11 protein-coding genes are annotated in these 15,163 nt (G+C 56.1%); 3 read left to right on the top strand and 8 right to left on the bottom strand.

What is annotated here, in order from left to right; translation table 11 throughout:
• Positions 1-119: 119 nt before the first annotated feature.
• The 3 genes from F1379_RS23415 to F1379_RS23425 are packed head-to-tail and all read right to left on the bottom strand — an operon-like array spanning position 120 to position 2,448.
• Entirely contained in the window at positions 120-857 is a 738-nt protein-coding gene (locus tag F1379_RS23415; RefSeq protein ID WP_150274544.1) for an NAD-dependent protein deacylase, read from the bottom strand.
• A complete protein-coding gene (locus tag F1379_RS23420; RefSeq protein ID WP_150274546.1) occupies positions 823-1,656 on the bottom strand; it encodes an HAD family hydrolase in 834 nt (277 codons plus the stop codon). The genes F1379_RS23415 and F1379_RS23420 overlap by 35 nt, the downstream gene beginning before the upstream one ends.
• Before the next feature lie 42 nt (positions 1,657-1,698).
• The gene (locus F1379_RS23425; RefSeq protein WP_239004782.1) at positions 1,699-2,448 is read right to left on the bottom strand and encodes an alpha/beta hydrolase; all 750 of its coding nucleotides are present in this window, start codon (positions 2,446-2,448) and stop codon (positions 1,699-1,701) included.
• Between the two features lie 183 nt (positions 2,449-2,631).
• Between F1379_RS23425 and F1379_RS23430 the strand changes: the two genes are divergently transcribed.
• Together F1379_RS23430 and ilvD are read left to right on the top strand one after the other, a co-directional pair.
• Complete coding sequence (locus F1379_RS23430) at positions 2,632-3,672, top strand: acyltransferase family protein (protein WP_150274550.1); 1,041 nt, start codon at positions 2,632-2,634, stop codon at positions 3,670-3,672.
• Positions 3,673-4,059: 387 nt separating this feature from the next.
• A complete protein-coding gene (gene ilvD / locus F1379_RS23435; RefSeq protein WP_150274552.1) occupies positions 4,060-5,745 on the top strand; it encodes a dihydroxy-acid dehydratase in 1,686 nt (561 codons plus the stop codon).
• Between the two features lie 1,050 nt (positions 5,746-6,795).
• On the opposite strand, the gene F1379_RS23440 is transcribed toward ilvD, so the two are convergent.
• The gene (locus tag F1379_RS23440; protein WP_150274555.1) at positions 6,796-8,175 is read right to left on the bottom strand and encodes a polysaccharide deacetylase family protein; all 1,380 of its coding nucleotides are present in this window, start codon (positions 8,173-8,175) and stop codon (positions 6,796-6,798) included.
• Positions 8,176-8,432: 257 nt separating this feature from the next.
• Between F1379_RS23440 and F1379_RS23445 the strand changes: the two genes are divergently transcribed.
• Complete coding sequence (locus F1379_RS23445; RefSeq protein WP_150274557.1) at positions 8,433-9,671, top strand: AI-2E family transporter; 1,239 nt, start codon at positions 8,433-8,435, stop codon at positions 9,669-9,671.
• On the opposite strand, the gene F1379_RS23450 is transcribed toward F1379_RS23445, so the two are convergent.
• The 4 genes from F1379_RS23450 to F1379_RS23465 all read right to left on the bottom strand — a co-directional run bounded on the left by F1379_RS23450 (position 9,632) and on the right by F1379_RS23465 (position 15,160).
• On the bottom strand, positions 9,632-11,449 hold the full coding sequence (locus F1379_RS23450) for a peptidoglycan D,D-transpeptidase FtsI family protein (protein ID WP_150274559.1): 1,818 nt from the start codon (positions 11,447-11,449) through the stop codon (positions 9,632-9,634). The two genes, F1379_RS23445 and F1379_RS23450, sit on opposite strands and share 40 nt — an antisense overlap.
• Positions 11,450-12,124: 675 nt before the next feature.
• The gene (locus tag F1379_RS23455; RefSeq protein ID WP_150274561.1) at positions 12,125-13,087 is read right to left on the bottom strand and encodes an acetylxylan esterase; all 963 of its coding nucleotides are present in this window, start codon (positions 13,085-13,087) and stop codon (positions 12,125-12,127) included.
• Between the two features lie 155 nt (positions 13,088-13,242).
• Complete coding sequence (locus tag F1379_RS23460; RefSeq protein WP_150274563.1) at positions 13,243-14,265, bottom strand: glycoside hydrolase family 130 protein; 1,023 nt, start codon at positions 14,263-14,265, stop codon at positions 13,243-13,245.
• A gap of 61 nt (positions 14,266-14,326) precedes the next feature.
• Complete coding sequence (locus F1379_RS23465; RefSeq protein ID WP_150274566.1) at positions 14,327-15,160, bottom strand: carbohydrate ABC transporter permease; 834 nt, start codon at positions 15,158-15,160, stop codon at positions 14,327-14,329.
• Positions 15,161-15,163 lie beyond the last annotated feature (3 nt).

Consider the following 15,163-nt stretch of genomic DNA (forward strand, 5'->3'; position numbering starts at 1 on the left):
GTTTACCCTATTTTAAACCGCTTGGAGCGCACATAATCGTGAACCGAAAAAGTTAATGCCGGATGACCCGTATCACAGGGATATTATAAGGCAGCGGTCCTGAGCCGGCCGAGGGAATCCTAAAGCTGCCGTTCGATCTCAGCCATCACTTCGCCGATTCGCCCCTTCAGTATAAGGTCCGCCCGGTCGTCGTAAGGCGTCGAATCATGGTTCAGCAGAACCGTATGGCGGCCTTTGAAATAGGTAATCAGGCTGGCCGCCGGCTGGACGGTCAGCGAAGTACCGCCGATGATCAGCAGATCGGCTGCGGCGATGGCCGCAAGCGCCGACATCAGCACCTTGTGGTCCAGTTCCTCTTCATACAGGACCACATCGGGCTTGATGATCCCGCCGCATTCCGGGCAGCGGGGTACACGTTCCGCCGAACCGGTCACCTGCTCCAGCCCGTAAAAGCGGCCGCAATCCAGGCAGTGATTGCGGTGAACAGAGCCATGCAGCTCCAATACCGCCTTGCTGCCGGCCAGCTGGTGCAGCCCGTCGATATTTTGCGTGACGACAGCCTTCAGCTTCCCTCGCCGCTCCAGCTCCGCCAGCAGCAGATGTGCGCCGCCGGGCTTCGCTCCGGGATGGAGCATTTTGCTGCGGTAGAAATCAAAGAACACCTCCGGCCGGGCCATGAAGAAGCTGCGGCTCAGCATAACCTCCGGCGGAAAAGGCGACTCATGCTCCGCCGTGTAGAGCCCGGCCGCCGAGCGGAAATCGGGAATTCCGCTCTCTGTCGATGTGCCGGCGCCGCCGAAAAAAACAATATTCCCGCTCTCTTTAATCCATGATACCAATGTCTGCATTTGATCCATTGTAAGCAGCACTTCCTCTCATGACTTCATGATTGCTGCCGGTAATACGCAGGGCCCGGAAATCCGCGACTACCGCGTCGGCATCAAGCAAATGCGCACCGGCGCCGTCCGGAGAAAGGCCCAGCGAGAAGCAGAGCCCGGCCCCCTTGCCCAGCTGCATATCGGCATTGCTGTCGCCGATAATCACTGCGTCCTCCGGCGCAAGCTCCAATTCCCGGCAGGCCAGCTCCGCCATCTCGGGAGCGGGCTTGCCTTGGGTTACACGGTCACGCGTAACCACCGTGCCGAAATACCCGGCGATGCCGAGCCAATCCAGTTGTTCCGCAGTAGTCTTATCTCCGTCGGAAGTAACCACGCCAAGCTTCAGCCCGGCTTCGGCGCATTGCCTCAGGAATGGCAGCAAGCCGGGCAGAGGTACAGCCAGCCGGCGAACACGCAGCTCTTCCATTGCTTCCTTAATAATGCCGTTCACCCGCAGCATTGCTTCGTTCCACGGGACTCCGGATGAATAAAGCTGCCAGGCCAGGATTCCCCCGGTCTCCTCGGCCGTTGCCATAGCCAGCGGTCCGGCGGGATCATAACCGGTAATTCTGCCGGACGCATCATGGGCTGTGCCCAGCACTCCGGACAAATCAAAGGCAGAGCCGGTTCCGCCAAGCGCAAGCTGGTTCTCCAGCCCGCGCAGCACCAGCTCTGCCCATGTTCCCCATGTTGCCAGCAAATCAAGCAGCGTTCCGTCCTTGTCGAACAAAATCCCCCTGCAGGGGACCGCCGTTCCATTGATATGCAGAATGGGCATGTAACCGCTCCTCTCCACGACTTTAGATAAATATTCCCGTAACTACCGCAGGTTGCCCAGCCAATCGAGCATTGCCCGGGCTGTGCTGCTCTGCTGCTCTTCTTCCGAAATAGACGGCGTCCCGTCGCCTTTTTGCGGACCATAGCTGCCAAACTGACCATGATTTCCGCCCGGAATCGAGGTGTAGACCGTATTGCTTGGCAAGTAAGAGCGTCCCTGATTGTATTTGTCCCTGTCAACTACCTCGTCCTTCGTACCAAGCACCGACAGAACTGAAAGTGTCGTATCCTTCAGGCTGCCCTTCTCATCTGCATAGGATGCGAGAAAATAGACGCCTTCCAGCTCATCCGCATGCTCTGCCGCATAACGGGAGGCCATAACTCCGCCGAGCGAATGCCCGCCGATAACGAATGTCTGCTGCGGATGTACGCGGATAATATCACTGGCCGCATCCCCGTCGATCACCGCCAGGTTGAGCGGCATCTTGGCAATATAAAAGGGATGACCGGCGGCGGCGATTTTCTTGGCGAGCGGCGCATAAGCTTCCGGCTTGACCAGCCCGCCCGGGTAAAAGATGACCGAGGTGCCGAGAATTGCCGACGGCTCAAAGGAGATCCAGTTGTCATTCTTCTCCACGGTGACTCCGCCGGCGGAAATAAGCGCCGTTTCTGCAGCCGGCTCCGGGGCATAAGGGGTCAGATACTTCCATATTCCTAACCCTGCCACAACTAGAACTACCAGCAATCCGGCCAGGATGCGGCGTTTCGTTTTATGTTTCTTCAATAGATTCACTCCCGAGTACTGCCTACTGAAAATTATATAGGAAGCCTTCCTTTCAAACAACCTTCAACACATCGCCACAAATGTACCCCTTGATAACGCTTACCATTGTGAGATATTTCACAATTTACCCTTCTGAAATCATGTATTTTAAAATTAAATTAATTGCCATGCAGATTATTGGAGGTTAGGGTCATGCCGGAGGAAAATTCGCTGGAAGCGCGCGGGGAAACTTTTTTTCTCAATCTCCGCTTCATGCTTATCGTTACGGTCTTTGTCGGTAATGCGATTGAACCTCTGATCGGCCAAATGAGCGGCCTGCACAGCCTGTTTGTCTGGATCTTCAGCTTTCATATGCCGCTGTTCGTGCTGGTGACCGGATACTTCGCCAAGAAAAGCCTGACCGGCACCGCCGGCCGCAGAGTGCTGCTGCAGATCGGGCTGCAGTATCTCATTTTTCAAAGCCTGTATTCCGCACTCGACGTCTCCCTCTTCCATACCGATAATATCCACCATTCTTTTTTCGCACCCTATTTGCTGCTCTGGTTCCTGGCCAGCCACGTCTTCTGGCGTCTCTTGATGCTCGGCATGGCGCGATGGTCGCTGTGGACCAAGCTGGCCTTCGCAGTCGCAGCCGGAGTGGCTGTCGGATATTTGCAGCTGGACGGTGTCTGGTTCAGTATCAGCCGCACGTTCGTGTATCTGCCGTTCTTCGTCATTGGCTATCATTTTAATTTCGCCGCCTTTGAGAAGCTTTACCGCAAGTATGCCCGGATTGCCGCCGCTGCTGTCTCTATCGTAATGCTCGTAACGCTTGGTTTCCTGTTCGAAGGCATTCCGCTTGGCTGGCTCTACGGCAATATGACTTTTATGCAGGTAGAAGCCCACGATTGGTATGCCGGCGCTTACCGTCTGGCGATGTACGGTCTGCAGTTTGCCGCTTCACTCGCCTTCCTGGGCTTTGTCCCTTACCGCTTCAGCCGGATGACGGATTGGGGCCGCCGCACGCTGTATGTCTTCCTGCTCCACGGTTTTGTAGTCCGTCTGGCCGTCGTCTCCGGTATCTATGCTTACATCGGCAACGCCTTCGGTGCCGTTCTTCTGGTGCTTTCAGCTACCCTCTGCACCATACTGCTGGCCCAGCCTGCCGTGAAGCGCCTGCTGCATCCGCTGGTCGAGCCGCCGGTTGAATGGATGAGCGTACTCCGTCAAGCCGCCTTGCGCCGGCCTCTGTAACTTTTTAAGCCAGATAGGAAGCCTCTCCTCGGGAGAGGCTTTTTGGCGTTTCTCCAGCCAGGCTACTGCTACCATTTTACGGCTGCTGCAGCGGTAAACTTCACATTGTCCGGTAGAAAAAACAGGTCTTTTATGATAGACTCACTAAATAAGAAAAATCTTATTGCTCCAGTACTCATCAGCTGGTTGATTTATAGAAACGGCTCCGCCCTCCTTCTACCCATGTAAGAAGCTGGACCCTGTTCTTTCTATAAACCGCGGATCCGCAGCATCCGGGATTGTAATGCGTTAACGCGGCACCACTTGTTATTACGGCGATTGCCGGGCCCGCTTTGTGCGGCCTGATGGATGCTACGCCTGACCAATTTTTAGGGGGGAACTATTTATATGGCAGCCAAGAAAATGCGTTCAGACATGATCAAGAAGGGCTTTGACCGCGCACCGCACCGCAGTCTTCTGCGTGCCGCCGGAGTAAAAGAAGAGGATTTCGGCAAGCCGTTTATTGCGGTCTGCAATTCGTATATCGATATCGTTCCGGGTCATGTGCATCTGCAGGAATTCGGCAAAATCGTCAAGGAAGCCATCCGCGAAGCCGGCGGCGTTCCTTTTGAATTCAATACGATTGGCGTGGACGACGGCATCGCCATGGGCCATATCGGCATGCGTTACTCGCTGCCAAGCCGCGAAATCATCGCCGACTCGCTGGAAACGGTCGTTTCCGCCCACTGGTTCGACGGCATGGTCTGCATTCCCAACTGTGATAAAATCACCCCGGGCATGATGCTCGGCGCGCTGCGCGTCAACATCCCGACCATCTTCGTCAGCGGCGGCCCGATGAAGGCTGGCGTCGACAGCAAAGGCCGCAAGCTCTCCCTTACTTCCGTATTTGAAGGCGTTGGCGCGCATCAGATCGGCAAGATCAACGACGATGAGCTGCTGGAGCTGGAACAATACGGCTGTCCGACCTGCGGTTCCTGTTCAGGCATGTTCACTGCCAATTCGATGAACTGTCTGGCTGAAGCGATGGGCCTCGCCCTCCCGGGCAACGGTACCATCCTGGCGGTAGCCGAGGAACGCAAAGATTTCGTCCGCAAATCGGCCACGCAGCTGATGGAGCTGATCAAGCTCGATCTCAAGCCGCGCGATATCGTGACGAAGGAATCCCTCGACAACGCGTTCGCGCTGGACATGGCGATGGGCGGCTCCACCAATACCGTACTGCATACACTGGCAATCGCCCAGGAAGCAGGCGTGGACTATCCGCTGGAACGCATCAATGAAGTGGCCAACCGCGTACCGTATCTGGCCAAGCTTGCACCGGCTTCCGACATCTTCATCGAAGACGTGGACCGGGCCGGCGGTGTCAGCGCCGTGCTGAACGAGCTGCTGAAGAAGCCTGGCGCCCTGTTCGGCGACTGTATCACAGTTACCGGCAAGACACTGGCCGAGAACGTGACCGGCCATGAAATCCAGGATACCAGCGTGATTCATACGATAGATAATCCGTATTCCCAGGTCGGCGGACTGTCCGTGCTCTACGGCAACCTGGCGCCGGAAGGCTCCATCATCAAGGTTGGCGCAGTCGACGCTTCGGTCGGCGGCTACCACAAAGGCCCGGCTATCTGCTTCGACTCCCAGGAGGAAGCGCTGGAAGGCATCGCCGGCGGCAAGGTCAAGGAAGGCCATGTCGTGGTCATCCGCTATGAAGGACCGAAGGGCGGCCCGGGCATGCCGGAAATGCTCGCACCGACCTCGCAGATCGTCGGCATGGGCCTCGGCGCCAAGGTCGGCCTGATCACGGACGGACGCTTCTCCGGTGCCTCCCGCGGCATCAGCATCGGCCACATCTCGCCGGAAGCGGCGGAAGGCGGCCCGATCGCCTTCGTTGAAGACGGCGACATCATCGAGCTCGATCTCAACAACCGCAAGATCGAGCTGCTGGTCGACGAGGAAGTGCTGGCAGCCCGCCGCAGCAACTGGACCGAGTTCGAGCCGAAGGTCAAGACCGGCTACCTCGCCCGCTACTCCAAGCTGGTTACGAACGCCAGCAAGGGCGGCGTATTGAAGATCTAGTTTATTGAAATGACAACCGTTCAGACAGTCGCTTGCGATTGTCTGGACGGTTTTTTGTTTGATGCGCGATTTGCGCATGCAGCGTATATACCGCAAATCAGGATGTGACTGTTAGGAGCAACTCAGCGAAGCAGAGTTACTTGTGAACAATGGGGACCGCCGCAGCAAATCAAAATTAAATGTGACCAACGAGCCCCGCCTCAGCAAATTAAATTACATGTGAAATGGACCGCTGAGCCCGTCTCAGCGCGTCAAATTTCCATGTGGCATGGACCATTTACTTCCGCCGCAGTAAATCAAAGTTACATTCGAACACTTAGTCCCGCCCCAGCAAAACCAATGTTACATGTGAACCTGAGTCCCGCCGCAGTAAATCAAAGTCACATTCGAACACTGAGTCCCGCCACAGCAAAACCAATGTTACATGTGAACCTGAGTCCCGCCGCAGCAAACCAATGTTACCTGTAACGCTGAGTCCCGACGCAGTAAATCAAAGTTACCTTTGACCACTGGAGGTGATTCGCCGCAGTCAATCAAAGTTACATGTGAACACTGACTCCCGCCCCAGCAAACCTATGTTACATGTGAACACTGACTCCCGCCTCAGTAAATCTAGTTACATGTGACCACTGGAGGACACTCGCCGCCACCACAACTGAAATAAGTGTATTCTGTGCAATTATCCGGGGCAATTTCGGCGTCATTCAAGTAATAAGTGTATTTTGTACATCTATTCTTCTTAGTTTTGGTGAAATACGCCCTTTTAGTGGAAAATAATTGCACGAAGTGCAATTAAACGCTCTCCACGAATCAAATAGGCTTGAATAGTTGCACATTCTGCAATTATCTTCGTTAAACTCCAATGCCTAGCTCTAACATCTAACCTCCACCTTAATCTCTATCTCTATCTCCACCTCTATCTCCACCTCTACCTCAAACAGGTACCTTCTACACTTCTACTCCCAGCAGAGCACAAAAAAAGCCCCGCCTCCCCTATAGAGGGAAAACGGGACTACGGAGCCAATAATGTATATCATGAGTTCTGTTAACTTACCGCACCGCCGTTGCACCAGGCAATTCGGGCTCAAGCGCCAGCTCTTCCTCCCGCACTCTTTCGAGATGGGTGACCTGCTTCTGCGGGCGCTGCCGGTTCGTCTGGTTCAGCAGCTGCGAGACCGGCATCAGCATCATCTTCGGCACGAGCATGTCGCTGCGCTGCTTCAGCCTGGCCCCGCCGGCCGGATGAATCACACTCAGCAGAATGCTGAGATAAAACTTCGTGGAACGGGCGAACCAGCCGTCCGGCAAATCCAGAACCATGAAGCCGAATTTCTCCGGTCCGCGGTTGATCATGCTTACACCGTACAGCGCCTTGGCTTCGGCCAGATCGACATTGCCGGCTATCTTATCCGCGAGTGCAGGCAAATCCTTTTCCATCCTGCGGATCATGCGGATCGCCAGCTGGGCGGTGGAACGGGCATGCAGCCCCAGCTCGAAGAGCTGCCGGTTGTCAAAATGCAGTTCAATGACGTTGTCACCCTTGCGCAGGAACTCGCCGCCCTCCATCCGCACCGTCTCACCCTGATACTTCCGCAGGCGGTAATGCAGAAACGGATCGGCCGGTGATATGGTCTTGATGCGGAACATAAACTGGAATACCTGCTCCCAGATCAGCCATAGCCCAACGATCAGCCGTTTGCCGAAGGAGAGCCGCTGCAGCGGAGAGGCCTGCACCTTGCGGATCATCTCGTCGATGCGGATGCTCGTTAGCCCGCGCCGCTCCACTTCCTTAAGCATACGCTCCAGGGCGAGCAGCATTTGCTCCGGCGCATTAGGATCGGCGCCCGGTGTCCGGCCGCAATCATGCAGAAGCATCACTTCGCCGGGATTCAGCTTGGCCAGCAGCTTGGCGGTCAGCCGTTCGGCGCCGAGCTTCTCCTTCCAGTCACCGAACATCGCCGACCAGAGCACAATCTGCACCTGACTGCGCTTGGAGAAATCAAACAGGTTGACGATCCCCCACGGCGGACGGTAATACGTGCTCCGTTCACCGGTAATACTGTAAATAATATCATCCGTACGCTGGATCTGACGTTTGACGGTCCGCGGCCACATCAGCCAGTTCGTTTTGTGATGATAGTTATGAATGCCGATCAGATGCCCTTCGTCATGCATCCGCTTAATGATCTCCGGATGCTGTTCCGCATGGGCGCCTACGACAAAGAAAGTAGCTTTCATATTATACCGCTTCAGAAGATCGAGCAGGCGCGGCGTATATACCGGGTCAGGCCCGTCATCAAAGGTAAGAGAAAACTCGTTGGTTCCGACACCTTTGCGGAAAACGCGATAACCGAACAGCCGGCTGATCAGTCCCGGAATAAATGCATAAAAAGTCGAGATGTAAAATAACCAGAGCAGCAAAGTCTGCATGTAAATTCCCCGCTTTTCCAGAGTGACTTTTGGACCGCATGGCTCTGCAGCCAGAGTAAGGTTACGGCCAAATGAAGGTGCAAGCCGCCTTTGCGAATGCCGGATAAGCGTGGATGCCGCAAAAAGACGTTACCCCCTATTTTAACATAAGTCCTGAAGAAAATGGCGCTTTTTTCACAATATCATGTACAATGAACGTAACGAAAAAGTCAATTCAGCCAAATGTTGTGACCTCAAAAAAGGAGTCGGTTCTATTCATGTTGCCGTTGTACAAAAAATATTGGCGCACTTTCTTTGACATCGGGCTGGTCGTGCTCACGGTCTACCTGGTAATGCTGGCCTTCAGCAAGCTCTATGCGCTGGCCGCCCCGGTCTTTCTATCCTTCTTCGTATTTATGATCATCGAGCCGCTGGCGCGCTTTCTCAACCGCAAGGGGATGGCCAAGCCGTTTGCATCGGCGATATCCGTCATTTTGTTTGTCGTGCTGCTGCTCGGGGTACTGTTCGGTGCCGGCATGCTGGTAGCCATGCAGATCATGCGGCTTGAGGACAACCTTCCGTATTATACGGCAATTGTCCAGCAGAGCTTTACGGATACGACAGCCTTTCTCAAGCACAAAATCGATGCATTGCCGCCGGATCTGACCGACAAGCTTAACGGGTATTTTACCAATATCACCAATTTTCTGTCCCGCTGGCTGACCGTTTTCTTTAATTATATGATCGGGCTGCTCGGTTCCTTCTCCTCCTTTATGGCCAATTTCGGGGTCGGGATCATTCTGGCTTTTTTCCTGAGCATGGAGATCAAGGACTGGCGCAAGATCGCTCATGACAAAATGCCAAAGACACTCAAAACAGCTTATGCCTTTTTGCAGGCCAATGTCTTCAAAGCCATCGGCTCCTACCTGAAGGCGCAGCTGATTCTGATTACAATTACCTTTGCCATTGTACTGGTCGGACTGTTTATTCTCGGTACCGGAAACGAGCTGACGATGGCGCTGGTGTGCGCTGTCTTCGACCTGCTGCCACTCCTCGGTGTGTCGACAATCCTCATCCCGTGGATTATTTACCTGTTCATCGTCGGTAATACAGGGATGGCGGTTGGCCTGCTCGTCCTGCTCGCAGTGGTCCTGATTGTCCGTCAGCTGCTGGAGCCGAAGATTACCGGCAATTCGATCGGTGTCTCCTCGGCATTCCTCATGCTGTCGTTCGTGCTCATCTCCATGTCCGCCTTCGGCGTAGCGGGACTGATCCTCGCTCCGATCCTGCTGATCCTGATCAAGGAACTGATTCAGCAGGGTTACCTGCAGCGCTGGATTTACCTGCCGAAGGAAGAGTTCATCGTGTCTCCGTTCGCAGCCTCTGAACCCAGCACTGCCGGGGGCCCGGTAAGCGGTGACCCCGATAACAGTGAAGCGGTAAGTGCTGACCCGAAGAGCAATGACCCGCAGCAGCCTCAGGCTCCGGATGAGCCGGCGAGCAAGTCGAACACCTGACCGAAGAGCTTTGTGGCCAGATGAGGGCCAACGGGGGCAGTGTTCTCTACGGCTACAGCCACGGCATACCGCGGATGGTCCACCGGTCCGTAACCGATGAACCACTGGTTATTGCGTGCCTTGCCGCGGACTATGGTCTCGGCGGTACCGGATTTGCCGGCCAGCGGCCAGCGCGCCGACTGCAGCTTGCGGCCGGTCCCGTCCGTGACCACCCGGCGCATCCAGGAGCGCAGCAGCCGGGCGGTCTGCGGCGAGATTTCGCCCGCCGCAGGGGCCAGATGGCCGGGCAGCTCGCGCAGCGTCTGCCCGTTCGCGAAGGCGACGCGCTGCAGAATGCGCGGCGCCCGCACTTCACCGCCGTGCAGCAGCGTCACCACCAGGTTCGCGGCCTGCAGCGGCGTCACCCGCACATCGCGCTGCCCGATGGCGGTCTGGACCCTGGCGCCGCCGTCATCGCCCGGCCCGGCTCCGGCGGCGAAGATGACGCCCGGCTGTTCCCCGGCGAGCGGCCGCAGCAGGGGCAGGCCCAGCGTCTGCTCGGCCTGCCAGCCGACCGGGCGGCCGAGGCCCAGCGCCAGCGCAGCCCGCTCCAGCTGCGGCGCGTTCAGCCGCTCCGCCAGCGTGGCGAATACGGTATTGCAGGACACGGCGAATCCCTCGGCCATGGTGAGGGTGCCGTGTCCTTTGCCGTTCGCGCAGGTCAGGCCGTATTTGCCGTACTCCCCGGAGCAGAAGAAGGTTTCGTCCGGGGAGGACACGCCGGCTTCCAGCGCGGCCGCGGCGGTAACGATTTTGAAGACGGAGCCGGGGATGGCTCCCTGCAGCGCACGGTTGTTCCATGCTCCGCCCGCCGGATCAATCTGAAGCGGATTGTACAGCGGCAAGGACACCATTGCTTCGATATCACCATTCTCCGCGTCAAGCACCACCACAGCCCCCTCCTTCATGCCCGAATGGACAGCCAGCTGTTCGACTTCTTCTTGAAGCTGCTTATCTATAGTCGTGTATACGGACAACGGATAGTACGGGTTGCCCGGAGCTTTGACCTGTATACCGCTGCCCGGCAGACGGTTGCCGCGCGCATCCACCTGTGCCAAGGCTTCTGTGTGGCCGACGCCCTGCAGCAGCGGCTCCAGCGTCTTCTCCAGGCCGTCCGTACCGGTCAGGGGTACCCGCAGCCCGCTGGGCGATTGCTTGGCCGCCTGGCCGCCGGCCTCCGACAAATACCCCAGCCACTGGCTGCCGGAAGCTGTGCCGTCATACCTGCGGTTATACGGCAGCACCCTGACGCCGTCAATTCCGAGCTGCTCTATCGCCTCTGCCTGCTGCTCCGTCAGGGCCAGCGGCAGCTTGCCGCCGCCAGCCGGATCAGGCCACAGGAAGGGCTCGTCCAGCTCGTCCAGCCCTTTCAGCTTCCCGGCAAGCTCGCCATAGGTAGCACCCAGCACTGTGGCCAAACGGTGGAGCGGCTCTTCCCCGTCTGGCCCGTGCGTGGACAAACCCGGCCGCTCCTCCTGCGGAAAGAAAGCCGCCGTCCAGACCGTCTCGCCCGCGAGCGGCTTGCCTGTGCGGTCGAGCAGCCGGCCGCGGCCGCTGTCCAGCACCGTCTCGCGTTCTGACTGGATTTCCGCCATCTTGGACAGGCTGTACTGCGTGCCGGGAACCGGGCGGTCCTTCAGCAGCAGCTGCACCCAGGCCAGCCGCAGGATCAACACGGCAAGCAAGCCTATAAGAAGGAGTAAGCCCCAGAATATACGTTTATGTACAAGCCTTTGCATGGCGATACCTCCTCAACAATTCCCCTTGGTGCCCGGGACAGGACCTCTCCGTCAAAAAGCTGGCAGTCCGCCTCACTATTATGCCCACCCGGCAGAATTATTACCTCAGTTGCGCAGCAAGCCGATTCCCTTCTGCCCCGCTTAATGCAAACAGCCGCCTGTCCTTGGGGACGGGCGGCATGAAATGTACTATTTTAACTTACCTGTTATTCTTTTATTAGCTGAGTAATTCCAGTGAAGTTCCGGACTTCTCGCCGCACTCATCCCAGATTATTTAATGATCCCGTGTTCGCAGTTGAAATCCGGTGGCAGCCAGCTGAGTTTAATTGGAAAATCGCCACCTAATTTCACCCATAAGCGGGTAGTCGCAAATCTAGTTTGATTTCCGCCACTTAATATCTCTGGAAATTAACCCTTACCCCAAAAACGCCCAAATTAAGTGGCGATAATCGAATTAGACTGCTGAAATCCATATAAACGGCAAGATTAGTGTGCGAAAATCAAACTATTTGCAATAATCGCTTGAAATCTCACTGAGGCTTGGCCGCGGCTGCAGGGTATGCTTGACTTCTGCCGCTTGGCCGGCCTCGAATTTCCTGACTCCAACCGCTTGCTTAGCGGGGAGAGTACAGCTCTGCCGCTGCAAAAAACATTGTTGCCCCAGAATGGCTCCCGCTACAATTCCATAAACATCTGCAGCGCCTTATCGGCAAGATACGGCAGATACTCATGGCCGTATTCATGGTAGACCAGAAGATCCTTCGGAGCGGTAATTTTATTGTAGGCGGCAAATTGGGTGGAGGGCGGACAGATCGGGTCCATCAGCCCGGTGACCCACAATATTTTACCCTTGATGCGTCCGGCCAGGTTCTGGATATCAATCAGCCCCAGACGGTTAAAAATATCCTCCTCCCGCAAATGATGCGGATCAAAGAATCGGAAATAATAATTCAGCTCCTCATAAGCCGAGGTCGTGATGTTCTGCTCCCAGGCCCGTCTGTAATCAGAGAGGAACGGGTAGACCGGAATGGCGGCGGCAATGCGCGGCTCCAGTGAAGCGCAGGCCACGGTAAGCGCCCCGCCCTGGGAGCAGCCGTAAGCGCCGACCCGCGCCGGGTCCACCTCCGGCATATTCATCAGAATACGCGCCGTCTGGGCGGTATCCAGAAAGACGTTCCGGTAATACAGATGATCCGGATTCGGATCGTCTATGCCCCGGATAATATGTCCGCGGATCGTTGTGCCCCGCACCGTCAGATTATCCTCCGACAAACCGCCCTGTCCGCGGCAGTCCATGGCGAGCACGCTGAAGCCATGTGCAGCATAAGCGACCTTCTCCATCCAGTCTCCGCTGTCGCAGGCATATCCGTGGAACATCACAATGCCCCGGCCCCGCTCAGCCACTTCCCTCTTGGGTCTCACATATTTACAATGCACCCGGGCCCCGCCCACTCCGGTAAAATACAAATGAAAGCATTCCGCAAGCTCGCTGCGGAATTCGGCCGGGACCAGCTCGTAATCGAGCGGCTGGGCATCCAGCTCCGCCAGGGCACGCTCCCAGTATTCATCGAAATTAGCCGGCCTCGGACTGCTGCCCTGATAGGCCAGCAGCTCGGGCACTGACCGTTCGTTGGTCATGGTTGTTTTCCTCCCAGTATGTATGAGCTCGGCTCCTAATTTATTGACAAGCACACAGTCAAGCAGGAGCCTCCGGGCTTCTGCCCGGCTGTGCTCCTGCTCTGCTAAACATTTTTCTTAAATCCGTCAGTTCCGGATGGCTTCACTTAAGTCTCTTAGATCCGTCCCAATCCGGCGTCGTCGCCAACTTCCTCATGGGTCTCGATCACGAAATTAACGATCTCTTCAACAGTGGTATACGCCATTCCGACATATGTGTCGGCAGCTCCGTAGTAGATGGCGATGCGGCCGGTCTCGGCGTCATGGATGGTCGCGCACGGAAAGATGACATTGTTGACAAAACCGCGCTCCTCATACCATTCCTCCGGTGTCAGCACGAAGTATTTGGAGCGGTACTTGACCTTGGAAGGCTCATCGCGGTCCAGAATGACCGCGCCCATGCTGTAGACCAGGCCGTTGCAGGTGCCGGTCACGCCATGATAGAACATCAGCCAGCCTTCGGTCGTTTCAATCGGAGCAGGGCCGCCGCCGATCTTGACGCTCTGCCACCAGCCGCTGCCGCCCTTGGTCATCACATGGCGGTGCTTACCCCAGTAGACGAAGTCCGGGCTCTCACTCAGGAACACGTCGCCGAACGGGGTATGGCCGCTGTCGCTTGGACGGGACAGCATCACAAAGTTGCCGTTCAGCTTCTTCGGGAACAGCACACCGTTGCGGTTGAACGGCAGGAACGGATTTTCCAGGCTGCGGAACGTCTTGAAATCCTGCGTCGAGCCTACGCCAATGGCCGCGCCGTAGAAATCGGTGCACCAGATAATATAATAGGTATCTTCCACTTTCACCAAGCGGGGGTCATAGGCATAACGGGGCTGATACGGCTTGCCTTCTTCGTCCTGGAACACAATCGGCTCGTCGTCGATCTTCCAGTCGAGCCCGTCTACACTATAGCCCATGCGCAGATGCGGACGTGTCGTGTTGTCCTCCACACGGAAGACCCCGACGAAGCTGCCTTCGTAAGCAGCCACAGCACTGTTGAAGATACGGGCTACCCCTTTGGCCGGATTGCGTTTAATCACGGGATTGTCGCTATGTCTCCACAGCGGATTCTCATGTCCGGCCGGCTTCTCCTGCCAAGGCATGTTCGGCACGTTCGGGCCGATGATTTGAACTTGTTTCATAACAATAGGCTCCCTTCATAATTCCGTCAGCCGCTTCAAGCGTCTGCGGTTCATCCGATAACTATTTCACTGAACCTTGCGCAAAACCGTTGTAAATGTATTTTTGCAGCGAGACGAAGGCAATCAGCGTCGGAATAATCGCAATCATGATCGCCGCGCATATAACCTCCCACTGTGATCCGTAAGGCCCCTTGAACTTGAACAGGGCGGTCGAGACCACCTGCAGCGAGCTCTTGGGCATATACAGGAACGGCGTGTAGAAGTCATTGTAAATATTGACGCCCTTGACGATAATCACCGTAACAATCGCGGGACTCAGGAGCGGCAGGATAATCCGCGAATAAATCGTCCAATAGGAAGCGCCGTCCAGCATCGCCGATTCATCCAGCGACTCGGAGATCGAATCCAGGAACTGCATGAAGATATAAACGGCGATAATATCCGTGCCCAGATACATGACAATCGGCGCCCAGCGCGTATTGAACAGGTCCAGGGAATTGATGATCTGGAACGTTGCCACCTGAGTGGTGACTCCGGGGATCAGCGTGGCGAGCAGGAATGCGCCCATCAGCAGGCTGCTGCCTCTGAATTTGAACCGGGACAGAATGTAAGCCATCATGGACCCGGTCAGTGTGGCACCGGCGATGGAGATGACCACGATGATAATCGTGTTCTTGAAGCCGAGCAGCATTTTGCCATCGACAAAAGCCTTGGTATAGTTGGAGAAATTCAGCCAGTTCTCCGGCAGCGTCAGCGGACCGGTCGAGGCGTACTCGGCATTGGTCTTAAGGGAAGCAAAGAACACAACGGCAATCGGCACCAGCGCCGCCAGCGCTCCGAGAATCAGAGTCAGATATTTGAAGAAGGAGGCGGCGGAGTATTTAAGGGTATGCATAGC

The organism is Paenibacillus tepidiphilus, assembly GCF_008635795.1.
GTDB lineage: Bacteria > Bacillota > Bacilli > Paenibacillales > Paenibacillaceae > Paenibacillus_AQ > Paenibacillus_AQ tepidiphilus.

Excerpts from the sequence above, each read along its gene's own strand:
- F1379_RS23445 (WP_150274557.1), top strand. The coding sequence starts at position 8,433 with ATGTTGCCGTTGTACAAAAAATATTGGCGCACTTTCTTTGACATCGGG.
- F1379_RS23430 (WP_150274550.1), top strand. The coding sequence starts at position 2,632 with ATGCCGGAGGAAAATTCGCTGGAAGCGCGCGGGGAAACTTTTTTTCTC.
- F1379_RS23465 (WP_150274566.1), bottom strand. The coding sequence starts at position 15,160 with ATGCATACCCTTAAATACTCCGCCGCCTCCTTCTTCAAATATCTGACT.
- ilvD (WP_150274552.1), top strand. The coding sequence starts at position 4,060 with ATGGCAGCCAAGAAAATGCGTTCAGACATGATCAAGAAGGGCTTTGAC.
- F1379_RS23450 (WP_150274559.1), bottom strand. The coding sequence starts at position 11,449 with ATGCAAAGGCTTGTACATAAACGTATATTCTGGGGCTTACTCCTTCTT.
- F1379_RS23455 (WP_150274561.1), bottom strand. The coding sequence starts at position 13,087 with ATGACCAACGAACGGTCAGTGCCCGAGCTGCTGGCCTATCAGGGCAGC.
- F1379_RS23415 (WP_150274544.1), bottom strand. The coding sequence starts at position 857 with ATGGATCAAATGCAGACATTGGTATCATGGATTAAAGAGAGCGGGAAT.
- F1379_RS23460 (WP_150274563.1), bottom strand. The coding sequence starts at position 14,265 with ATGAAACAAGTTCAAATCATCGGCCCGAACGTGCCGAACATGCCTTGG.
- F1379_RS23440 (WP_150274555.1), bottom strand. The coding sequence starts at position 8,175 with ATGCAGACTTTGCTGCTCTGGTTATTTTACATCTCGACTTTTTATGCA.
- F1379_RS23420 (WP_150274546.1), bottom strand. The coding sequence starts at position 1,656 with ATGCCCATTCTGCATATCAATGGAACGGCGGTCCCCTGCAGGGGGATT.